15 protein-coding genes are annotated in these 22206 nt (G+C 59.9%); 2 read left to right on the top strand and 13 right to left on the bottom strand.

Translation table 11 applies throughout. The features are described from left to right. Positions 1–240: 240 nt before the first annotated feature. On the bottom strand, positions 241–1347 hold the full coding sequence (gene gbcB, locus HVA01_RS00590) for a glycine betaine monooxygenase reductase subunit (protein WP_146872532.1): 1107 nt from the start codon (positions 1345–1347) through the stop codon (positions 241–243). A gap of 362 nt (positions 1348–1709) precedes the next feature. On the opposite strand from gbcB, the gene gbca reads away from it, so the two are divergent. Continuing rightward, positions 1710–2996: a glycine betaine monooxygenase oxygenase subunit gene (gene gbca / locus HVA01_RS00585; protein WP_146872531.1), complete on the top strand. Its 1287-nt coding sequence runs from the start codon at positions 1710–1712 to the stop codon at positions 2994–2996. A 63-nt stretch (positions 2997–3059) separates the two neighbouring features. On the opposite strand, the gene HVA01_RS00580 is transcribed toward gbca, so the two are convergent. The 7 genes from HVA01_RS00580 to fdhA form a co-directional block, all read right to left on the bottom strand. Continuing rightward, positions 3060–3911, bottom strand: a complete 852-nt coding sequence (locus tag HVA01_RS00580) for an ABC transporter permease (protein WP_146872530.1) — start codon at positions 3909–3911, stop codon at positions 3060–3062. 3 nt (positions 3912–3914) lie between these two features. Next, positions 3915–5168, bottom strand: a complete 1254-nt coding sequence (locus HVA01_RS00575) for an ABC transporter permease (protein ID WP_170243443.1) — start codon at positions 5166–5168, stop codon at positions 3915–3917. A gap of 90 nt (positions 5169–5258) precedes the next feature. Next, entirely contained in the window at positions 5259–6368 is a 1110-nt protein-coding gene (locus HVA01_RS00570) for an extracellular solute-binding protein (RefSeq protein ID WP_146872529.1), read from the bottom strand. A gap of 78 nt (positions 6369–6446) precedes the next feature. After that, complete coding sequence (locus HVA01_RS00565; RefSeq protein WP_146872528.1) at positions 6447–7586, bottom strand: ABC transporter ATP-binding protein; 1140 nt, start codon at positions 7584–7586, stop codon at positions 6447–6449. 286 nt (positions 7587–7872) lie between these two features. Next, the gene (gene fdhF / locus HVA01_RS00560; RefSeq protein ID WP_146872527.1) at positions 7873–10710 is read right to left on the bottom strand and encodes a formate dehydrogenase subunit alpha; all 2838 of its coding nucleotides are present in this window, start codon (positions 10708–10710) and stop codon (positions 7873–7875) included. 11 nt (positions 10711–10721) lie between these two features. Then, the gene (locus tag HVA01_RS00555; protein ID WP_146872526.1) at positions 10722–12446 is read right to left on the bottom strand and encodes an NADH-ubiquinone oxidoreductase-F iron-sulfur binding region domain-containing protein; all 1725 of its coding nucleotides are present in this window, start codon (positions 12444–12446) and stop codon (positions 10722–10724) included. Positions 12447–12676: 230 nt separating this feature from the next. After that, positions 12677–13867, bottom strand: a complete 1191-nt coding sequence (fdhA, locus tag HVA01_RS00550; RefSeq protein ID WP_146872525.1) for a formaldehyde dehydrogenase, glutathione-independent — start codon at positions 13865–13867, stop codon at positions 12677–12679. A gap of 359 nt (positions 13868–14226) precedes the next feature. Here fdhA and HVA01_RS00545 point away from each other — a divergent pair, with 359 nt between their 5' ends. Further along, on the top strand, positions 14227–15114 hold the full coding sequence (locus tag HVA01_RS00545) for a DMT family transporter (protein WP_146872524.1): 888 nt from the start codon (positions 14227–14229) through the stop codon (positions 15112–15114). Positions 15115–15227: 113 nt separating this feature from the next. Here HVA01_RS00545 and etfB read toward each other — a convergent pair whose 3' ends face one another. From etfB to HVA01_RS00520, 5 genes are all read right to left on the bottom strand, one after another. Beyond that, positions 15228–16037 (bottom strand): electron transfer flavoprotein subunit beta, encoded by an 810-nt coding sequence (etfB, locus tag HVA01_RS00540; protein WP_146872523.1) that lies wholly within the window; start codon positions 16035–16037, stop codon positions 15228–15230. Further along, the gene (etfA, locus tag HVA01_RS00535; RefSeq protein WP_146872522.1) at positions 16027–17313 is read right to left on the bottom strand and encodes an electron transfer flavoprotein subunit alpha; all 1287 of its coding nucleotides are present in this window, start codon (positions 17311–17313) and stop codon (positions 16027–16029) included. The genes etfB and etfA overlap by 11 nt, the downstream gene beginning before the upstream one ends. Further along, a complete protein-coding gene (locus HVA01_RS00530) occupies positions 17310–19331 on the bottom strand; it encodes a (Fe-S)-binding protein (protein ID WP_146872844.1) in 2022 nt (673 codons plus the stop codon). Before HVA01_RS00530 ends, etfA begins: the two co-directional genes overlap by 4 nt. A gap of 165 nt (positions 19332–19496) precedes the next feature. Further along, entirely contained in the window at positions 19497–21581 is a 2085-nt protein-coding gene (gene dgcA / locus HVA01_RS00525; protein WP_146872521.1) for a dimethylglycine demethylation protein DgcA, read from the bottom strand. Positions 21582–21604: 23 nt separating this feature from the next. Next, positions 21605–22150, bottom strand: coding sequence for a DUF5943 domain-containing protein (locus HVA01_RS00520; RefSeq protein ID WP_146872520.1), 546 nt, complete (start codon positions 22148–22150; stop codon positions 21605–21607). Positions 22151–22206: the final 56 nt, after the last annotated feature.

Below are 22206 nucleotides of genomic sequence, written 5' to 3'. Positions count from 1 at the left end.
CTATCAACGCGTTTATACCGCGATACTATCGTTGGTATCCGGGCCCAAGATGCTTGCCGACGTCACCACTCGATGTATTTGCGACATCGGCAATATTTAGCCGACTTCATCGCAGACGGCGCCGAGAAATAGATCATCATTGATGCCGAATAAAGCCAAAGCGCCCTTTACGACAATAGCCATAAAGGGCGCTTTTACTAACGCTATTGAAAACGACGGTATTAAAAACGACTGCCAGCGCTAGAAATCTACCACCAGATTCCCTTTAGGTCGGCTGCAGCACGACAGAATGTAGCCTTCTTCGACATCTTCATCCGTGATACCACCGTTGTGCTCCATCTCCACCTCACCCGACTTGAGTTCTACGCGACAGGTACCACAGATCCCCATGCCGCAGGCCTTGGGAATATGCAGCCCAAGCTTCGCCGCCGCCGCATGAACCGTCTCACCGGGCTGGATACGCACACTTTTTCCTGACGACGCGAATTCGATGCTGTGCAATTCACTGGTATCGACATTTTCGGCGTCGACTTCTGCTTGCTCGGCCAGCTCACGAACATCCTCACGAACATCGCTCGGCGTAGCGCCAAACGACTCTTCGTGGTAGTGGTTCATATCAAAGTTGTTACTACGCAGGATGCGCTTGATAGCTTCCATGTAGGGTGTAGGGCCGCAACAAAATATCTCCCGCTCCATAAAGTCCGGCACCATCAGCTCGAACAACGGCTTGGTGAGGTAACCACGGTAGCCGGCCCAGGCCTCGCCAATATCCTCCTTGCTCTCGCAGATGATATGCAGCTTGAATTCGGGGATACGCGAAAACATATGCACCAGCTCACGGTGATAAATCACATCGCGCGGGGCACGGGAGCTGTGTATAAATTCAACGTCGACGGCAGCGTTGGTATCGAAAAGCCAGCGGGTCATCGACATCAACGGCGTAATACCCACACCGCCAGACAGGAACAGCACTTTCTCAGCAGGGTAATCGATAGAGTTAAAGTTACCTACCGGCCCGTGCACGACTAGCTCGTCGCCCACCTTTATATTGGCATGCAGCCAATTGGATACCTTGCCGTCCGGAATCTTTTTGACGGTGATCGAAAAGCTGTAGGGGATGGAGGGCGAACTGGAAATCGTATAGGAGCGCATGATCGGCTGATTATCAATCTCAAGCTCCAGGGTTACGAACTGACCGGGCTTGAAGAAGAACAGCACAGGCTGTTCAGCCATAAAACAGAACGTGCGTACATCCTGGGTTTCTTGGATTACCTTAACGCAACGTACCTGGTGACGGCCGTTGGTCCAGGTTTGGGTCGTGACCGGATTAAAGAAATTAGTTGTCATTATCGCCTCTGCCTGACCAGCCTTCATCACTATGCATCACCGAACCGTATTGGTTACACGGCCAGTACCTTTGCACAGCATTTTGAGGATGCACCCACTAGTCGACTTACCTGACAACGACGCGTACTTACCTCGTGCCACTCTTTATTGTTTAGAAACCGCTTTTTTAGTCGCCACGACGCCATCTGATGTCGCGGGTAGATAACTGGCAGGCAAGCGCCTGCAACACAATCTGTCATGGACATCAGGTCACATGTAAATAAAACGCCAGGTTACATAACAGAACAACAAGACACGCAATCTTGACTAACGGCCGTATCGCAGCCCTTGAGGGGGAAGCGGAGGTTCACGAGGATACTGGTATGGAAAAAAGTGTTTCTTACATAATGGACGATCCACTCGCTGCGGCTCGTGATTCAACGGCCCAGATGTTGCAGGAGAGAGGGCGTACCTTTTCGCTTCCGCAGCCGTTTTATAACGACGCTCGTCTGTTCGCGCTTGATATGCAGGAGGTTTTCGAGAAAGAGTGGCTCTTCGCAGGCATGACGTGCGAAATCCCCGCTAAAGGTAACTACATGACATTGGAGGTGGGGGATAATCCCATTGTCATCGTACGCGGCAGTGAAGGCACGATTCATGCGTTTCACAATGTCTGCCGCCACCGCGGTTCGCGCCTTTGCACAAAGGATAAGGGCAAGGTTGCTAAGCTTGTTTGCCCGTATCACCAGTGGACCTACGAGCTTGACGGCCGTTTGCTGTTTGCCGGCAGCGATATGGGTACTAACTTCAACCTCGATCAATTTGGGCTAAAGCCGGTCAGCGTTCGCTCAGCAGGCGGCTTCATCTTTATCAACCTGAGCGACGAACCGCCCGCCATTGACGAGTTTCTGACAACGCTTGAGCATTATCTTGAACCGTACCAGATGGACAACGTCAAGGTCGCGGTAGAGTCCAGCATCGTCGAGCAGGCCAACTGGAAGCTGGTGATCGAAAACAATCGCGAGTGCTATCACTGCAATGGCGCTCACCCTGAGCTGCTTAACTCACTGCAAGAGTTTGACGACACCGACGACCCCCGCGCAACGCCTGCCTATAAGGCGCTGGTGGCTCGCAAGCAAGGAGATTGGGATTACGACCAGGTCCCCTATCAGTTGAAGCGCTTTGGCAAACGTAATCGCATGACCCGAACGCCTATGTTGGATGGCATTGTGTCGATGACGATGGATGGCAAACCAGGCTGCAAAAAGCTGATGGGACGCTTACCTAACCCCGACATGGGATCCCTGCGCATTCTGCATCTGCCCAACTCATGGAACCATTTCATGGGCGATCACGCGGTAGTGTTCCGCATACTCCCGCTTGGCCCACAGCAAACCGTGGTGACCACCAAATGGCTGGTGCACAAGGATGCCGTGGAAGGCGTTGACTACGACCCCGAAAAGCTTCGCCGCGTATGGGATGCGACCAACGACCAGGACCGCCAGCTTGCCGAAGAGAACCAGCGTGGCATCAATTCCAAGGCCTACCAACCCGGCCCCTACTCCGAGACCTATGAGTTCGGTGTTATCGACTTTATCGACTGGTACGCCGCTCGTATGCTGGAGAACTTAGGCTACGACAAACCGACGCTACATCTAGCCCAAGGGTGAGGTTTGCAGGAATAGCGACCCAACCAGCTGCATACAGGGGAGGCTTAGCCTCCCCTTTTTTGCTCAGCCGGGCGAGAGCCCCCGCAGCCGTTCGCCCCGGCGGCGTAGCAGTTCAAGGGTGGTGAGCAGCAGCATCGAGAGCAGCACCAGCATGGTGGCCACGGCGAGGATCGTCGGGCTGATCTGCTCGCGAATGCCCGACCACATCTGGATCGGCATGGTGCGCTGCTCAGGGCCTGCAATGAACAGCACCACCACCACCTCGTCGAAGGACGTAATGAAGGCGAACAGTGCCCCCGAGACCACCCCCGGCGTGACCAACGGCAGCACCACCTTGAAGAAGGTCCGCGTGGGGTTGGCACCCAGGCTGTGCGCTGCACGAATCAGCGTGGTATCGAAACTCGATAGCGTAGCGGTCACGGTGATGATCACGAAAGGAATGCCCAGCGCCGTATGGGCCAGAATCACGCCCACGTAGGTCTGGGCGAGGTTGACCTTGGAAAAGAAGAAGAACATCGCCGCTGCCGAGATGATTAGCGGCACGACCATCGGCGAGATCAGCAGCGCCATGATCGCGCCGCGCGCCGGCATATGCCGACTCGACAATCCCAGCGCCGCCACCGTCCCCAGCACCGTGGCCAGAAAGGTGGAGGCGATACCGATGATAAAGCTGTTCTTGATGGCATTGAGCCATTCACTCGAGGTAAAGAAGTCCTGATACCAGCGCAGTGAGTAGCCGGCCGGGTCGAAGGACAGCATCGCCTTGCTGAAAGTGAAGTAGGGCTCGGCATTGAACGACAGCGGAATGATCACCAGCAGCGGCCCAATCAGGAACAAAAAGACCAGGCCGCAGATACCCAGGAATACGTAGTGCCAGATGCGCTCGCCACGGGTGGCGTAGGAAGGAATGGTCATTGTTTACCCCAGCTTGACCTTGTCGACGCCAATCAGGCGATTGAATACCAGATAGCAGATAATCACCACGAACAGCAAAATTGAGGCGATCGCAGCCGCCAGGCCCCAGTTGAGCGATGTCTGCATATGGTAAGCGATGTAGTTGGTAATGAAGCGCCCCGACTGCCCGCCCACCAGCGCCGGTGTGATGTAGTAGCCGATCGACAGGATGAACACCAGAATGCCGCCGGCGGCAATGCCCGGAATCGTCAGCGGGAAGTAGACCCGGCGAAAACTAAGAAACGGCTTGCCCCCCAGTGAGCGTGCCGCACGCATGTAGCTGGGCGGGATGGTCTTCATCACCGAGTAGAGCGGCAGGATCATAAAAGGCAACAGGATGTGCGTCATGGCGATGATGGTGCCCAGCTTGTTGTGGATCATCTGCCAACGCGCCTCGTCGGCAATCAGGCCCAATGCCACCATCACATCATTGAGCACGCCTTGGGATTGCAGGATGGCGATCCAGGTGGTGGTACGCACCAGCAGCGAGGTCCAGAACGGCAGCAGTACCAGGATCATCAGCAAGTTGGAGTGACGCGCCGGCAGGCTCGCCAGCAGGAAGGCGACCGGATAACCGAGCAACAGCGTCAGGCCGGTGATAACAGCACTCATCCACAGCGTTCGCCAGAACAGGGTGGCGTGGATTCGCATGTGCTCCGGCACCTTGACGATCTCGCCGTCCGGGCTCAACTGGAGGTCGACCGCTGCTAGGTAATACGAAATCGTATAGGGGGACGCCTCACGCTGGATCAGCTTCCACGTATCGAGCTCTCCCCAGGTGTCATTGACCTCAATGAGAGACGCGCGATAGGGCGGCTCCAATGTATCGACACGCCGCGCCGTGCGACTGATGGTGGAGCGCATGCCCGACTTCTCATAGTTTAGTCGGCTAGACAACAGGCCCAGGTTGCGTTCCTGCTGGCCTTCGCGGAGATCCTCGGCCAAGGCCGCAAAGGCGGCTTCATCGGGTAATGACTCACCGTTCCAGCCTTCCAGCGCTGAAACGGTACGCGATAGATGAGTGGACACTTCAGGGTTATCGACACTGCGCCACAGCATTTCGAACAATGGCATCAAGAAGGCGATGAACAGAAATATGAGCAGTGGCGCGACCAGCAACAGCGCCTTGATTTTCGAGCGTCGCACGGTACGACGCAAACTAACCTTGAGCGGCACACCATCGGCCGTTCTCAAGGGAGCTGCAGGAGATTCAGACACGTTGGTCTCTCCATCAGGCGAAAGAAGCGATCAGTAACGATCGGCTATCGACATGCCGCCACCCGATTTTCAACGGGCGGCGGCAGAACCTTACCGGGACAGCCAGGCGTTGAAGCGCTGGGTCAGCTCATCGTTGTAGTCGGCCCAGAACAGGTCGTCTTTCTGCAGCGCCGTTGCGAAGTTGGGCTCGTGGGTCGGCATGTGCGGCGTCATCTCCATACCGGTTTCGGCATGGGTGGAAACCAACTCAGAGGAAGACAGGCGTGCCGGGCCATAGGAGATGTACTGGGCCTGATCGGCGAGTCGCTGGGTATCGGTGGCGAAATGGAGGTAATCCTTTACCTTGTCGAGCTTGCCGGTGGGTACGACCCAGCCGTCCAGCTCGAACACCTGAGCATCCCAGATAATCTCGAAGGGTTGGTCTTCAGTGACCATGGCATTGAAGATCCGGCCATTATAAGCAGAGGCGAAAGCGACTTCCTGATCGGCCAGTAGCTGCGGCGGCTGGGCGCCCTCCTCCCACCAGATGACCTCGTCTTTGATGGTATCGAGCTTGTCGAAGGCACGCTGCACGCCTTCTTCGGTCTCAAGCATGGCGTAGACCTCCTCACGATCGACACCATCGGCAATCAAGGCCCACTCCATATTATTGATCGGCTTGCGCAGCAAGGCCCGCTTACCGGGATAGTTTTCCAGATCGAAGACATCCTCGATGGTGCTGGGCTGATCGTCTTCGGGAAACATATCGCTATTAAAGGCGACGATATTGGAATAGACGATGGATGCCACGAAGCAGTCGCCCAAAGCACCGTCGACGAAGTCCTCACTGGGCGGCGTACCATCCGGGGCGTCAGCCAGCAGCTCATCGTGATCAAGAGGTTCAATCAGCCCTTCAGCGCAGGCGATCATGGCATCGGCAGGAAGCATGTCGACCAGATCCCAGGTCACGTTGCCAGCCTGGGACTGAGCGCGCAGACCGGCTAGCGCGTTCCCGCTGCGGTCGATATTGACGATTTCGTCGCCAGTCTTCTCCATCCACGGCTTATCGTAAGCCTCGTGCTGGCTCATGCTATAAGCACCGCCCCAGGAAACAATGTTCAGCGTCTGCTGGGCATGAGCACTGACCGCCACGGCGAGTGACGACAGCCCCACGACAGCGATGCCTGCCTTGAGTACGCGTTTGCGAATAATGGTCTTCATAGAGATTCTCCGGTTATGTGACACTTGCCGCCGACACCATGGGATGCCGCGATACGGCGATTTCGACTGCCGTCCGACTCAGGCATCCAGCGCGCGGCAATCGGCACTCGACCAGCCGACCTGAATTTGCTGGCCAGGGCGCATAACGCCAACGCCTTGGGCATTGGGCGTCTTGAGGATGAAATCATCGTTACCGCACACCGCAACCCGCGTACGCAGGTGGTCGCCAAGGTAGATGACCTCCTGCACGGTGGCGGTAAATTGATTATCGAACTGCTCCGCAGCATCCCCACGCAGGATGCTGACCCGCTCGGGCCGCAGTGACAGCGTCGTTCGCGAGCCCACCCCACCCACCGCTACCGGTTTGGCAATCACCGTGTCGCCGCTATCGAGGCGTACTTTGCAGTCGTCACCGAGATGCTCACAAACCTCGCCCTGCAGGCGATTGTTTTCGCCGATAAAATAAGCGACGAACGCATTCTCCGGCCGCTCGTAGAGTTCATCCGGCGAGGCTAACTGCTGCACAATACCGTCGTTGAAGACCGCAATGCGGTCCGACATGGTCAGTGCTTCGGTCTGATCGTGGGTGACATAGATCATGGTCACCCCAAGGCGGGCGTGAATGCGCTTTATCTCGTACTGCATCTCTTCACGCAGATTCTTGTCCAGCGCGCCCAGCGGCTCATCCATCAGCACCAGCTCAGGCTCAAAGACCAGCGCCCGAGCCAACGCCACGCGCTGCTGCTGACCACCGGAGAGCTGCGCCGGCCGGCGGTCGCCAAACTCTTCCAGGCGCACCATGGCCAGTGCCTTATCCACTTTCTCTTTGATCTGTGCTTTGTTTAGATGGCGTACTTCGAGCGGGAAGGCGAGGTTCTCGGCCACCGTCATGTGCGGGAACAGCGCATAGTTCTGGAACACCATGCCGATACCGCGCTTGTGCGGCGGCAAGCCGCTGATCGGCTCGTCCTTGAGGAGAATTTCGCCGTGGGTGGGCGTTTCGAAGCCTGCCATCATCATCAGGCAAGTGGTCTTACCAGAGCCCGAAGGACCCAGCAGGGTGACGAATTCACCCTTGCGGATGTCAAGGCTGAAATCCTTGACGACCAACTCGACACCGTCATAACTCTTTTGAACATTGACGAAGCGGGCAAAACACGACGACGTCTCTGTCGTCGCTGCCGTCTCCACCCCAGCGTCTGCAAGGGTCTCGTTCATGGACATTCCCCGGTTAAAGCCCCGTTGCGTCAAGGTAAGTGCACGATCGAACACACCCCTTAAACGCCCCCTTGGAACCTTATTGATTTATATTTTTTTCCTAATGCTTGTTAAGAACCATACGGGTTGCGTGTGGCGCATCGCAATTTTGGTGGGGACAATTAGCGTTGAATATCAACATGCCGCAGGTGTGGGAAGTCGGCTATGGAAGCAATTTTTTAACGACGTGATATGAAAGCGCCCATGGAGGAACACTCCATGGGCGGGGCCGGGGCGGTGCTACCGATCAGGCCACGTCCGAGCGGCTCAACCGGCAGGCGGCATACTTGAACTCCGGTATCTTGCCGTAAGGATCCAGCGCTGAATTGGTTAACAGGTTTGCCGCTGCTTCCCCGTAACAGAAGGGCACGAACACCATGCCCTCGGGCATGCCCGGATCCGTCCTCGCTTTGAGGGTAATCGATCCTCGCCGGGTGGCGATCGTCAGCTCATCGCCCGGCGCCATCCCCAGCCGGATAAACTCAGCAGGCCCCAGGCTTGCCACTGCTTCCGGCTCCAGATCATCGAGCACCTTGGCACGGCGGGTCATGGAGCCGGTATGCCAGTGTTCCAACTGGCGCCCGGTGGTGAGTACCGTTGGGTAGTCGCTATCGACCGGTTCATCCGGGGGCAGTGGCCGCGTGGGCGAGAACTTCGCCCGGCCACTGGCCGTGGGGAAAGCATCGCTGAAGACCACATCGGCCCCCGGCGCATCATCCGCCGAGCAGGGATAGGTCACCGACTGCTCGCGTTCCAGACGCTCCCAGGAAATATGGTCCAGCGAAGCCATCCCTTGCTTCATCTCGGCAAAAACGTCTCGCGGGTGCTGGTAGTTCCAGTCCAGGCCGAAACGCTTGGCGATTTCCTGGGTAATCCACCAGTCAGGCTTGGCCTGGCCGGGTAGCGGTACCGCCGCACGCCCCATCTGCACCTGACGATTGGTGTTGGTAACGGTGCCGTTCTTCTCAGGCCACGCGGAGGCAGGCAGGATGACATCGGCGAACTGGGCGGTCTCGGTGACAAACAGATCCTGTACCACCAGATGTTCCAGCTTCGCCAAGGCGGCCCGGGCATGGTCCAGGTCCGGGTCGGACATGGCCGGGTTTTCGCCCTGGATAAGCATGCCGCGGATGGTACCGGCGGCGATGGCATCCATGATTTCCACCACGGTGAGGCCCGGCGTGGGATCCAGTTTGGTGTTCCACAGCTCTTCAAACGCCGCACGTACCTGGCTATCGCTGACCGGCTGGTAGTCCGGCATCACCATGGGGATCATGCCCGCATCGGAGGCCCCCTGGACGTTGTTCTGCCCCCGCAAAGGGTGCAGGCCGGTGCCGGGGCGCCCGGTCTGGCCGCAGGCCAGCGCCAGCGAGATCAGGCCACGCGCGTTGTCGGTGCCGTGCGTATGCTGGGAAATACCCATGCCCCAGAAGATCATCGCCCGCTCGGCGTTGGCATACAGCCGCGCCACTTCGCGGATGGTATCGGGCTCAACACCACACAGGCCGCTCATCGCTTCGGGCGTCATATCTACCGTATGCATTTTAAGGGCCTCGAAGCCCTCGGTATGCTCGGCAATATAGGTCGTGTCATAAAGTTCTTCGCTGATGATCACGTTGAGCATGGCGTTGAACAGCGCCACATCGGACCCCGGCGAGAAGCGTACGCTCTGGTGGGCGTAGGCATCCAGGGCTTGACCGCGGGGGTCGAGGATCAGCAGTTTGGTACCGCGTTTGGCGGCCTGCTTGAAAAAGGTGGCCGCCACGGGATGATTGACCGCCGGGTTGCAGCCGATAAGGATCACCACGTCGGCCTGTTCGGCCTGCATAAAGGAGGCGGTCACGGCGCCGGAGCCGATGCACTCCATCAGCGCCGCCACCGAGCTTGCGTGGCACAAACGGGTGCAGTGATCCACGTGGTTGGAGCCAAACCCCGTACGTACCAGTTTCTGGAATAGCCACGCCTCTTCATTGGAGCACTTGGCGCTGCCGAACCCCGCCAGAGCGTCAGGACCATAAGTCGCTTTAAGGTCGATAAGCCCGCTGGCGGCAAACGCCAGGGCCTCATCCCAGCTCGCCTCGCGGAAATGGGTCAGAGGCTGGGCGGGGTCGAAGTCCGGGTCGAGACCTTTAGCGACCCCCTCGCGACGAATCAGCGGAGCGATAAGCCGAGATGGATGCCGCGGATAGTCATAGCCGAAGCGCCCTTTGACACACAGCCGGTTCTGGTTAGAGGGGCCGTCGCGGCCTTCCACATAAAGGATCTCGTCGTCCTTGATATGATAGGTGAGCTGGCAGCCCACTCCGCAGTAGGGGCACACCGAGTCGACCTGGCGGTCGGCCACGGTAGAGTCGCCGCGTCCCTCTTTGTCGACCAGGGTAGCGGGCATCAGAGCGCCGGTGGGGCAGGCCTGAACGCACTCGCCACAGGCCACGCAGGTGCTCTCGCCCATGGGGTCGTCGAAATCAAACACGATCTTCGAGGCCGCACCGCGGTGGGCCAAGCCGATGACGTCGTTGACCTGTACGTCGCGACAGGCGCGCACGCACAGGTTGCACTCGATGCAGGCGTCAAGGTTGACGCGCATGGCAGAGTGGCTGCTGTCTTGCGCCAGGCTATCCGTTCGCGAGGCGACATGGTGCACGGTAGCCGTCTCACGCTCGTCTCGCCGGGGTAGTTTATGGCGCGCCGCCGTGGCATCAATGGCCAACTGATCGGCCATGGCCCAGAAGTGGCTGCCGCTGTCGGGGCTCTCCTCCCGCTCTGGCTGGTCGACCAGCAGCATCTCCATGACCATCTTGCGGGCCGTGTGCGCGCGTTCAGAGTTTGCGCTATTAACCACCATACCCGGTGTCGCCTGGCGTAGACAGCTGGCGGCCAGGGCACGCTCGCCCTCGATTTCCACCATGCAGGCACGGCAGTTGCCGTCGGCGCGGTAGCCACTGGCGTCCTTGAAGCACAGGTGGGGAATGGTCTCGCCGGCGCGCTTGGCCACCTGCCAGAGGCTTTCACCGGGGCTTGCACTCACCTCAACGCCATCCAGCGTCAGGGTAAAGCGCTCGTCTAAGCTGTGGTTTACGCTCATGTTCATCTCCCTTACCCCTTGACGATGACATTCTGGGCGGCCAGTTCGCCGCGGAAATCCTTGAGCAGCCCGAGCACCGGGTTAGGTGCCGCTTGGCCAAGCCCACAAATGGAGGCGTCGATCATCACCTGGGAGAGCTGTGTCATCAGCCCAGCGTCCCACTCACTGCGCTCGAGCAGTGTGAGCATTTTTTCCGTGCCCACCCGGCAGGGCGTGCATTGACCACAGGACTCATCGGCAAAAAAGGCCAGCAGGTTGGTCGCGACGCCGCGCAGATCATCCTGATCGGAAAGCACGATCACCGCGGCGGAGCCGATAAAGCAGCCGTGCTCCTGAAGGGTATCGAAATCGAGGGGGATATCGGCCTTGGCAGCAGGCAGAATGCCGCCGGAGGCGCCGCCGGGCAGGTAGGCCGCCAAGCGGTGGCCGTCGGCCATGCCGTCGCAATACTCGTCAATTAATTCCTGTAGTGTTATCCCCGCGGGCGCCAAATACACACCGGGCTGCTTGACCCGACCCGAGACCGAGAAACTGCGTAACCCTACGCGGCCTTGGCGACCCTGGCTGGAGAAAGCCTCAGCGCCGCGCTGCCAGATCATGGGAATCCAGTAGACGGTCTCGACGTTATTGACCAGCGTCGGCTGATCAAAGAGTCCTTTCTGGGCCACAAACGGCGGGCGATGGCGGGGTTTGCCCGGCTTGCCTTCCAAAGATTCGATCATCGCCGACTCTTCGCCACAGATATAGGCGCCCGCGCCGCGCCGCAGCACGATGTAACCCGGCGCCACCAGGCCGGCAGCCTCCAGTTCGCCAATGGCCTCGCGCAGTACGCCATGTAACGCCGGGTACTCATCGCGCAGATAGATATACAGCGCCTCGGCCTCTACCGCCCAAGCGCTGACCAAGGCACCTTCAAGAAACTGGTGCGGCGAATTTTCCAGGTAATAGCGATCCTTGAAAGTACCGGGCTCGCCCTCGTCGGCATTGATAGCGCAGTAACGGGGGCCGGCCTCCTGGCGCACGAAATACCATTTTTTGAAGGTGGGAAAGCCCGCGCCGCCCAAACCGCGCAGATTGGCCTGCTGCATCGCCTCCATGAGCGCTTCCACCGTGACCTCGCCGTTGTGGCAGGCCTGGAGCAGCGCGAAACCGCCCTCGTGGCGGTAGCCGTCCAGTCGCTGCCAGTCGACGGTAGCGGGGTGAAAATGCCCGTTTTGGACGACAGATTCAATGCGCTCTTGAGTAGCGAACAGCACATGATAATGCCCTACCTCAGCCACCGGCGCCGTGTCGCAGCGGCCCATGCAGGGGGCTCGCAGCACCCGCACCTGTTCGATATCCACGCTCGCTTCCAGCTGCGCTTTAAGCGCCTCGGCACCGGCCAACTGGCAGGTTAGGGAGTCGCAAATGCGGATGGTCACTGCCGGTGCCGGCGGCGGCAGCTGGTCGTCGTGAATGACATCGAAGTGAGCGTAGAAGGTGGCGGTCTCGTAAACCGCGGCCATGGGCAGGTTCATGTAGGCCGCCAGGGCACGCAGGTCCGCCAGCAGCAGATGGCCACGGGTATCCTGAATAACATGCAGGTGTTCAATCAGTAGGTCGCGGCGGCGCAGCGTGGCGTCCTGGCGTTCGTCACCCAGCAGCTCACGCAACGCCTCAAGAAGATGGGGGTCGAGTTCACGGCCGCGGGGCTTGCCGCGGAAGCGGCGCTTGGGGATCACGGTCTGGACGGTCATGGGTTACTCATTATTATCTTGATCAGCTTTATGCCGAATGAACAAAAACGGCACCCCGCGGGGCGCCGTCTAGGGTCGTGCTGTCTCAAACTATCTCTAGGACTATCTCTAGGACTATCTCTTGTACTGTCTCTCTTACTATCCCACCGTCAAGCAGGCGTTAGCGCTGTTTCTCAGTGTTGCTGAGTTACTAAGTGGCTGAGTTAATAAGTGGCTGAGTTAATAAGTGCTTAGGTCACGCTGCCGTGGGGATCAATGACGAATTTCTTGGCCGCACCGCCATCGAAGTCGGCATAGCCCTGGGGCGCCTGATCCAGGCTAATCATCTGGACATTGACTGCATCAGCAATATTGACCTTGCCGAACAGGATAGCCTGCATCAGCGGGCGATGGTACTGCATCACCGGGCACTGCCCAGTATGGAAACTGTGAGACTTGGCCCAGCCGAGACCAAAGCGCATGCTCAGGGCGCCCTGCTGGGCAGCCTCGTCTTCCGCGCCGGGATCTTCGGTCACGTATAGGCCTGGAATGCCGATCTGGCCACCCGCGCGGGTCAGCGACATCGCCGAGTTGAGCACTGTCGCAGGCGCTTCTTTGCCGTGATTGCAGCCACAGGCGTGGGCCTCAAAACCAACGCAATCGACAAAGGCATCGACCTCACGCTCGCCGAGAATCACCTCGATCTTGTCGGCCATGTCGCCGTCCTGGGTCAGGTCGATGGTCTCGCAGCCAAAGCTGCGGGCCTGGGCCAGACGCTCTTCGATCATATCGCCGACGATCACGCAGGCCGCGCCCAGTAACTGCGCAGAAACCGCAGCCGCCAGCCCCACGGGGCCAGCACCGGCAATATAGACGGTGCTGCCCGGGCCGACCCCGGCGGTCACGCAGCCGTGGAAACCGGTAGGGAAGATATCGGAGAGCATGGTCAGATCCTTGATCTTCTCCATGGCCTGATCGGCGTCCGGGAACTTCAGCAGGTTAAAGTCTGCATAGGGAACCATCACGTATTCGGTCTGGCCGCCGACCCAGCCGCCCATATCCACATAGCCATAGGCGGCGCCAGGGCGGGATGGATTGACGTTGAGACAGATACCGGTGCGGCCTTCCTTGCAGTTGCGGCAGCGGCCACAGGCAATATTGAACGGCACCGAGACCAAGTCGCCCGGCTTGACAAACTCGACGTCGCGGCCAGTTTCAATCACCAAGCCGGTGATTTCGTGGCCGAGCACCAGGCCCGGTTGCGCGGTGGTGCGGCCGCGTACCATATGCTGGTCGCTGCCACAGATATTGGTGGTGACGACTTTGAGAATCACGCCGTGCTCGCATTTGCGATTGCCGAGGGCGAGCTCAGGATAAGCGATGGACTCTACGGCGACCTCACCCGGCCCCTTATAGACAACTCCGCGGTTGGCTGCATTCATGGCTGGCTCCTGTGGTTTATTGTTCTGTTCGATAGGGTGGACTGCGTTTTTTAGCCTATTCCCTCCACATCGCCAGACTTGCTCCACAAAGGCACTCACATATCTATTCAAGACACCCGAGCCAAGACAAATAGATACAGGTCGCTTTCACAACATTCTTGTGCTTAAACAAGGCCAACAATTCGGTGCGTCGAAGGCAAGATCCATGCGCCAAGGTGTAGCGGATGTTCTGGGCCGCGCTTGGCGTCGTAATTGTCAGCGTGCGGCTATACAGTGGAGCAAGTAACGGCTTCAGCGCGCTTCAACTGCCCGCCTACCCGGCGAGCGGTTAGTTTTTTTGCTCACCAGGGGATAAGACCATGCAGCTAAGCTCTTACCAGCGCGGCCTACTTATTGTGGTTCTGGGCGTGGTGTTTCTCAGCTTCGACGGTCTGTTGATACGCCTGGCCGATACCGATGGCTGGACCATCGTCTTCTGGCGCGGTTTATTAATGTTCTGCGTACTGGGGCTGCTGTGCTTGGCGGGCAAGCGGCTGACGACGCTTAGAATCAACCCCTTTTCCTCCCTGGCCTCGGCCCTGCTGCTGGGCCTGATCTCCAGTCTGTTTGTGCTGGCGGTCATGAATGCCAAGGTGGCCAATGTGGTGGTGATCCTGAGCACCGCGCCACTGTTTGCCGCGTTTTTTTCGCGGGTTTTCCTGGGCGAAAAAGTCGCACTGCGAACGCTGGTGGCCATTGCCGTCTGCATGCTGGGCATGGGCCTGGTGTTCATGGGCGAGGGGGCCATGGGGATGCTGGCAGGCAACCTTTACGCCTTGGCGGCTGCGACGGCCATCGGCGGCAACCTGACCCTGCTGCGCCGCTATCCAGCGATTGACCCCATGACGGTGATTGCCGGCGGCGGGCTACTCTCGGCGGCGATGACCCTGCCCATGGCGTCACCACTCTCGCTTGATGCCCAGCGCTATGGCGTACTAGCACTTATGGGCCTGGTGCAGATGCCCTTGGCCACCGTGCTGATCAATAGCGCCACCCGCTATTTGCCATCGACAGAGGTGGCGCTGTTTTATCTGGTCGAAACCGCGCTGGGAACGCTGTGGGTATGGTGGTTACTGGGCGAGACACCCACGGCCTCGACACTGTTCGGCGGCGGCGTGGTTATCCTGGTGTTGGTACTGCATGCCTGGATAGGCCTGCGCCTTGAAAGGCAGCGTCTTCAGCTTTATCCGGGGTTTGTCGGCAAATAGCCAATAAAGCCGTGACCCACCACCTATCAGAAAGCCCTCAGAAAGCCCGCCGGGAAGACGGGCTGGTACGGTGGTTCTGGTACGATAGTTAAAGGCCTGAGGAGCAAGCGACTTCAGCGCAATACGCCTTCTTCCTTGAGTAGCGTAAAAATCGCCTCGGCGCCCTGCTCGGGTGTCACATCGCTAAGCAGTTGCCCACCGCCACTATCGGCCTTGGCGGCAGCGGCCTTGAAGCGGTCACGGGCCGAGGCTGACTTGACGATCTTGAGTCGTTTGGGCCGCTTACGTGCTGGCTGTATGTGCCACTGGGTTTGCAGTTCGTCAATCACACTGGCGTAGGCACAATCAGTCAACTCACCGCGTCGCGCCGGGCCGAACGCGCTCTGGCGAGCGGCTGGCGCGCTGCTATCCACCGTGGCGATGGCCGGCAGACGCACCTGCAAGCGACGGCGTTTACCGCGCGGCAGGGCCTGCAGCACCGTGGCGACACCCTGCTCGATGCTTTCGATTTCGGCTAGGCCACTGACCACTGTCCATCCCAGCGACTCGGCCAGCAGATACGGTACCAGGCCCGAGCCCTCCCCCGTCTCGGCGCGAGTTCCCGTCAGCACCAGTTGCGGCGCCGCGAAGCGCAGTATGTTGGTTAAGGCAGGCACGACATCCGCGTTCGAGGCCTGCTCAATACGTTTGACCCCGCTAACCCCCATCCCAAGGTAACCACGCAGGGCTTCCTCGCTGGCGGTATCATTGTCGCCTGCATGAATAAGTTGAACGCTGGCGTCATTCAAAGACAACGCCATTTCCACCGCCCGGGCATCATGGTCGGCACGCCGCGCGCGCGCGGTCAGTGGATGACGCCCTACCGACACCAGAACAGAAACGCTGAACCCAGCGCCATTCAATGACTTGACGTTACGCGGCATCGCGATTCTCCTGCTGCTGTTCTCGATAACGCTCGACGCGTGCTACCAGCGCGGCGAGAATCTCACCGGCATCGCCGATGACGGCAAGGTCGGCGCGTTTGACCATATCGCATCGCTCATCCAGGTTGATGGTGACGACTTTATCGCAGCTCTGAATACCTTGAAGGTGCTGTATAGCGCCGGAGATTCCCACCGCCACGTAAACACGCGCGGAAACCCAGGTCCCAGATGCGCCTACCTGACGATCGCGGGCCATAAAGCCATCATCCACCGCGACACGCGATGCCCCCTTGGCCGCACCGAGCACCTGAGCGGCACGGTGATAGCCCTCCCAGTCCTTAACGCCATTACCCGCTGATAATATAAATTCCGCCTCGGCGAGCGACACACTGGCCGGATCGACGGCGACTTCCCCCATGTCCTTGAGGCGACCAAGCACGTCGGGCAGCGGCTGGGGCAGCGCGACAGGCTGGGCGGCATGGCGCGTCTCACTGACTGGCTCGGCGCACTCCGCCAGTGCCAGCACCACGCGTGGCAGGTGGCGCGTAATATCGACCGAGCCCGCGGCACCGCGTGCCGTACAACGCCAGCTGGTTTCACTATGCGCATCCGCCTCAACCTGCCAGACCTGGGTCGCCGGGCGCTCACCCAACCGCACAGCCAGCCGTCGGCCCAGCTCGCTTCCCCCCAGCGGGGAGTCAGGCAGTAGCCAGAAGCGCGGTGCCATCTCCCGCTCTACGCCGCTCAAGGCCGCCAGACACGCTTCGGGGGCAAAACCCGCGTAGCTGTTATCGTCCAGATGCACGACCTGATCAATCCCGGCTTCGCCCAGCGCCGCTTCTTTATGCTCACCAAACAGAATCGCCACCACGGCGCCGGGACGCTCGGCATCGGCATCCGCCAACCGCCGGGCCAGCCCCAGCAGATCCTTGTCATGAGTGGAGAGACGCCCACCGGTCATGTCCGGCACCACGGCCACCAGGAAGGCGGGTTGATCAATCGTCACCATGCGGCGGCTATCGCGAGCCGCCGTCGTTGTCGCGGCGGACTGCCCCCCTTGCTGCAGGCCACTGCGGTCAATCCGTTTGACGCCATTGGGGCCGATAAAACCGATGGCGCGAGGGTTCTTGCGCACCGCGCCGTTAGGGCCCTGCCATTCGCTGACCGCTCCGCCGCCGCCGCCGCCCATGTCGGCAAGCACATTGGCGTACTCAGGATGCAGACGGTTCCGGGCGATCCACTCGCGGCGCGGGTCGCGGCGAATAATCTCACTCATACGATCACCTCCTCAGCAGTCATCGTGGTTGCAGCAGGCCGACGGGATCCGCCAGATGCATCACCCGCGGGACGCTCTACCAGGGCATCGGCCGCCAGCTCGGCGATATCGCGTACCTCGGCGCTGGCATCTACCACGCCTTCCAGCATGGCGGCGCACTGCGGACAGCCCACTGCGACGAGTTCGGCGCCGCTCTCCTTAATGTCATTCATGCGCATGTCGGGAATCCGCTGCTTGCCGGGAATATCGGTGATCGGCGCCCCACCGCCGCCACCGCAGCAGCGCGAGCGAGAACCCGAGCGCTCCATCTCCTTAACCTCGATGCCCAACGCCTTGAGCACGTTGCGCGGCGCCTCGTATTCGCCGTTATAGCGGCCCAGGTAACAGGGGTCGTGATAGGTCACGCGGCCGCCTTTCCAGGGGGCAAAGGTCAATCGACCGGCGTCATACAGTTCGGCGATAAAGGTACTATGGTGACGTACCTCGTAATGTCCCCCCAGCTCGCCGTACTCATTGCCCAGCACATGAAAGCTGTGGGGGTCGCAGGTAACAATCTGCAAGAAGCGATACTGGGCCAGGGTGGCAATATTGCGCTTCGCCAGGGACTGGAACGTCGCCTCATCGCCAAGGCGCCGCGCCACGTCGCCGCTGTCGCGCTCTTCAGCTCCTAACACCGCGAAGTCTACCTCGGCGGCCCGCAGCACTTTAATTAGTGCCCGCAGGGTTCGCTGGTTGCGCATATCAAAGGCCCCATCCCCCAGCCACAGCAGCACGTCGACTTGCTTGATGTCCGCCATGAGCGGCAGGTTAAGATCCGCCGCCCAGTTAAGCCGCGAGCCAGGGTCGAAACCACCGGGATTGTCGGTGGCGATCAGGTTGTCGAGCACCTCGGCACCTTTATTGGGCGTTTTGCCGCGCTCAAGCGTCAGGTGGCGGCGCATATCGACAATCGCATCCACGTGCTCAATCATCATCGGGCACTCTTCCACGCAGGCGCGGCAGGTCGTGCAAGACCAGAGAGTATCGGCATCGACCAAGGTTTTCCCTTCCAGCGCCACAATGGGCCCGTGGGGAGAGCCTGCGTGTTCACCTACCGGCTTACCCCCAATCCCTTGTGAAGGGTGCGGAGAGCCGGCATAGCCGGCATCGCTGCCGCCGGCCATACCCACCACCATGTCCTGGATCAGCTTCTTGGGGTTGAGCGGCTGACCGGCGGCAAATGCCGGGCACACCGCCTCGCAGCGGCCGCACTGTACGCAGGCGTCAAAGCCAAGCAGTTGGTTCCAGGTGAAATCGGCAGGCTTCTCGACACCCAAGGGAGCTGCCTCGTCGTTCAAGTTCAACGCCTTGAGGCCCGTTGACCGGCCACCGCCCCCTTTTTTCGTGGAGAAGCGTTCGGCGCGACGGTGGAAGGCCAGATGTAAGGCACCGGCGAAGGCGTGCTTCATGGGCCCGCCCCAGGTCATGCCGAAAAACATTTCACCCAGGCCCCAAGCCACAACGCCCGCCAGCACCAGCGCCAGGAGCCAGCTACCACTGCCTTCGAGCAAACCGTCGGGCAGCAGGCCCACCGTGGGCAGGGTGACCAGGAAAACGCCTAGCGAAAACGCCATCAGGCTCTTGGGCAGGCGCATCCAGGGGCCCTTGGAGAGCCGCGCGGGCGGGTTAAGCCGCCGCCGCGCCACGAAGAGACTACCGACGAACATGGAGGTACTGGCCAGCAGCAGCAATCCGCCTAACAGGGGGTTGGCGATGCCAAGGCCATGCACCAGGATCATCAGCACGGCGGCGGCCACGAAGCCACCGGCGGTGGCCACGTGGGTGTTGGAGATCATTTTGTCACGCCCCACCACGTGGTGCAGATCCACCAGGTAGCGGCGCGGCATGGCCGCCAGTCCCTTGAGTAGATTAACCGGCGAGGGGCGCCCCTGGCGCCAAAGCCGCATACGGCGCACGGCGCCGATTGCCGCCAGGGCCAGGGCGGTAAAAATTAATATCGGCAAGAGCGTATTGAGCATGGTACTCACCTCATCTCTGGTGGCTTTGGCGGCGGGGCCCCGGCGGCAGACCTCTGCGAGGGCGCTGTAAACCCATCCCTGGGCGCTACATTTGCCATCCATGGCAAATGACCCTCGCTACGGCCTGCCCCCGGCGCCCCGCATCGTTGGGGGCTCTCGCTCAAGTCAAAAGTCTTTGCAGATTCGCAGGGCATCGTAGATCGCCGCATGGGTGTTACGCGGTGCCGTGCAGTCGCCCAGGCGAAATAGCAAAAAGCCATCCCCTTCTTTGCCGCCCTCATCAACCAGGCAAGGCTGCGGTTGGATAGCGTAGAGCGCCTCCAGGTCCACCTGGCCTTTGTTACGGGACGCTTCCTTGAGGGCGTAGTAAAGCGCCTCATCGGGGCGCACACCGTTCTCCACCACCACCTGATCCACCACGCGCTCTTCCAAAGCGCCGGTGTACTCGTTCTCGAGCACCGCCACCAGGCCGTCACCTTCGCGGTAGACCTTATGCAGCATCAGGTCAGAAGACATGATCACCGCCTTCTCGTAGAGGCTGCGATAGTAGGTCGGGAAGGTGGTGCCGCCCACCGCCGCGCCGGGTTTGATATCGTCGGTGACGATCTCGACCTTGGCGCCCTTGTCGGCAAGGAAATCTGCCGCCGAGACACCCGAAAACTCGCAGATACCGTCATAGATCAGCACGTTCTTGCCCGGCGCCACTTTCCCGGAAAGAATATCCCAGGTACTGACTACCAGGCTCTCCTCAGGATTCTCCGAGTAGCCCCACTCCGGGTGCTGGCTAAGGAAGGGCTGGCCACCGGTGGCCAGCACCACGATATCCGGGCGCAGGTCAAGCAGCGTTGCCTCGTCGGCACGGGTGCCCAGGCGCAGATCAACGTTCAGACGCGCCAGCTCCAGCTGAAACCAGCGGGTGATACCGGCAATCTGGTCGCGGCTTGGGGCCTGGGCGGCAATGGTAATCTGACCGCCCAGGGCGTCGGCCGCCTCAAACAGAGTGACATCGTGACCGCGCTCAGCGGCGACGCGAGCCGCCTCCATGCCGCCGGGGCCACCGCCCACCACGACGACTTTGCGCTTGGCGCCCTCGGTCTTTTCAATGATGTGCGGCAGGCCCATGTATTCCCGCGACGTGGCGGCGTTCTGGATACACAGCACGTCCAGGCCCTGATATTGACGGTCGATACAGTAGTTGGCCCCGACGCATTGTTTAATCTGGTCGATCTGGCCCATCTTGATCTTGGCGATCAGGTGAGGGTCGGCAATATGCGCACGGGTCATGCCCACCAGATCCACATAGCCCCCTTCGAGGATGCGCTGGGCCTGGTTAGGGTCTTTAATATTTTGCGCGTGGATCACCGGTACGCTGACCACTTCCTTGATGCCCGCCGCCAGGTGCAAAAAAGGCTCCGGCGGGTAGGACATGTTAGGAATGACGTTAGCAAGCGTGTTGTGCGTGTCGCAGCCAGATCCGACCACGCCAAAAAAGTCAACTTGGCCGGTGGCATCGTAGTAGGCGGCGATCTGCTTCATGTCGTCGTGTGAGAGGCCATCCGGGTGGAACTCGTCGCCGCAGATGCGCATACCGACGCAGAAGTCGTCACCCACCTCGGCACGCACCGCCTTGAGCACCTCCAGGCCGAACTTCATACGGCCCTCAAAGCTGCCGCCCCACTCATCCTCGCGCTTGTTGACCCGTGGGCTCCAGAACTGGTCGATCAGATGCTGGTGCACCGCAGAGAGCTCAACGCCGTCGAGTCCGCCTTCCTTTGCCCGACGCGCGGCCTGAGCAAAGTCCCCAATGATTCGCCAGATATCCTCTTCTTCGATGGTTTTACAGGTGGAGCGGTGCACCGGCTCGCGGATACCCGAAGGCGACAGCAGCGTCGACCAGTCAAAGCCGTCCCAGCGTGAACGACGGCCCATGTGGGTAATCTGAATCATGATCTTGCCGCCATGCTTATGCACGGCGTCCGCCAGATTCTGGAAGTGCGGGATGATGCGGTCGGTAGAAAGGTTCACCGAACTCCACCAGCCCTGAGGGCTGTCGATGGAGACCACTGATGAGCCGCCGCAGATACACAGGCCACAGCCACCCTTGGCCTTTTCCTCGTAGTACTTGACGTAGCGCTCGGTGGTCATGCCGCCGTCGGTGGCATACACCTCAGCGTGGGCGGTGCTGACCACCCGGTTACGGATAGTCAGCTTGCCGATGTCGATCGGCTCAAAGATTGCGTCGAATGCCATGGTGTTCTCTCCTCGTACCCAGGTTAATGGGCGGCGTCGGTCAGCGGCTTGACGTCGAAGATGCCCACATCGCAGCCAGGCTCGGCGGCACTCTGGGTCTGCTCGGCGACGGTACGCAGTTCACTGCCACGGGCGGCGAGGATTTGGTCCATGGCCCCGGCGAACCAGCCGGTGAACATGTACTCTTCTTTTTTTCCCGTTTTACCCAGCTGGTAAACGAAGGCGCTGTGCTCTAGCCGCACTCTCGCCGTACCGGCATCGAGGTCGATCTGTTCGGTAATAAAGAGACCCCAGCCGCGCTGGGAAAGACGCAGCATGTAATGCTCAAACACCGCCTCGCCTTCAAGGCCATGGCACTCGGCCTCTTTCTCGCACCAGTGCCAGGCGCTTTTATAGCCGGCGTGGTAGAGGATCTCGGCGTACTTCTCAGCGCCCAGCGCTTCTTCTACCGCCACATGGTTGTTGATGAAAAAGTGTCGCGGCACATACAGCATCGGCAGGGCATCGCTCGTCCATACGCCGGTTTCGCTATCCACTTCGATAGGCAGTGCGGGGGCCAGTTTGGTCACGGTTGTCTTCCTCAAAATCGTTATTCTTCAATACATCTGGCTTGGCAGCCTCGGTC

It is taken from the genome of Halovibrio variabilis (assembly GCF_007991175.1).
Taxonomy (GTDB): domain Bacteria; phylum Pseudomonadota; class Gammaproteobacteria; order Pseudomonadales; family Halomonadaceae; genus Vreelandella; species Vreelandella variabilis.
The sequence above is the reverse complement of the archived record's forward strand: the minus strand, read 5'-3'. Positions and strand labels throughout refer to the sequence as shown.

Bases quoted from the DNA above. Each gene is read 5' to 3' on its own strand.
- gbcB (WP_146872532.1), bottom strand. From the start codon at position 1,347: ATGACAACTAATTTCTTTAATCCGGTCACGACCCAAACCTGGACCAAC.
- gbca (WP_146872531.1), top strand. From the start codon at position 1,710: ATGGAAAAAAGTGTTTCTTACATAATGGACGATCCACTCGCTGCGGCT.
- HVA01_RS00580 (WP_146872530.1), bottom strand. From the start codon at position 3,911: ATGACCATTCCTTCCTACGCCACCCGTGGCGAGCGCATCTGGCACTAC.
- HVA01_RS00570 (WP_146872529.1), bottom strand. From the start codon at position 6,368: ATGAAGACCATTATTCGCAAACGCGTACTCAAGGCAGGCATCGCTGTC.
- HVA01_RS00565 (WP_146872528.1), bottom strand. From the start codon at position 7,586: ATGAACGAGACCCTTGCAGACGCTGGGGTGGAGACGGCAGCGACGACA.
- fdhF (WP_146872527.1), bottom strand. From the start codon at position 10,710: ATGAGCGTAAACCACAGCTTAGACGAGCGCTTTACCCTGACGCTGGAT.
- HVA01_RS00555 (WP_146872526.1), bottom strand. From the start codon at position 12,446: ATGACCGTCCAGACCGTGATCCCCAAGCGCCGCTTCCGCGGCAAGCCC.
- fdhA (WP_146872525.1), bottom strand. From the start codon at position 13,867: ATGAATGCAGCCAACCGCGGAGTTGTCTATAAGGGGCCGGGTGAGGTC.
- HVA01_RS00545 (WP_146872524.1), top strand. From the start codon at position 14,227: ATGCAGCTAAGCTCTTACCAGCGCGGCCTACTTATTGTGGTTCTGGGC.
- etfB (WP_146872523.1), bottom strand. From the start codon at position 16,037: ATGCCGCGTAACGTCAAGTCATTGAATGGCGCTGGGTTCAGCGTTTCT.
- etfA (WP_146872522.1), bottom strand. From the start codon at position 17,313: ATGAGTGAGATTATTCGCCGCGACCCGCGCCGCGAGTGGATCGCCCGG.
- HVA01_RS00530 (WP_146872844.1), bottom strand. From the start codon at position 19,331: ATGCTCAATACGCTCTTGCCGATATTAATTTTTACCGCCCTGGCCCTG.
- dgcA (WP_146872521.1), bottom strand. From the start codon at position 21,581: ATGGCATTCGACGCAATCTTTGAGCCGATCGACATCGGCAAGCTGACT.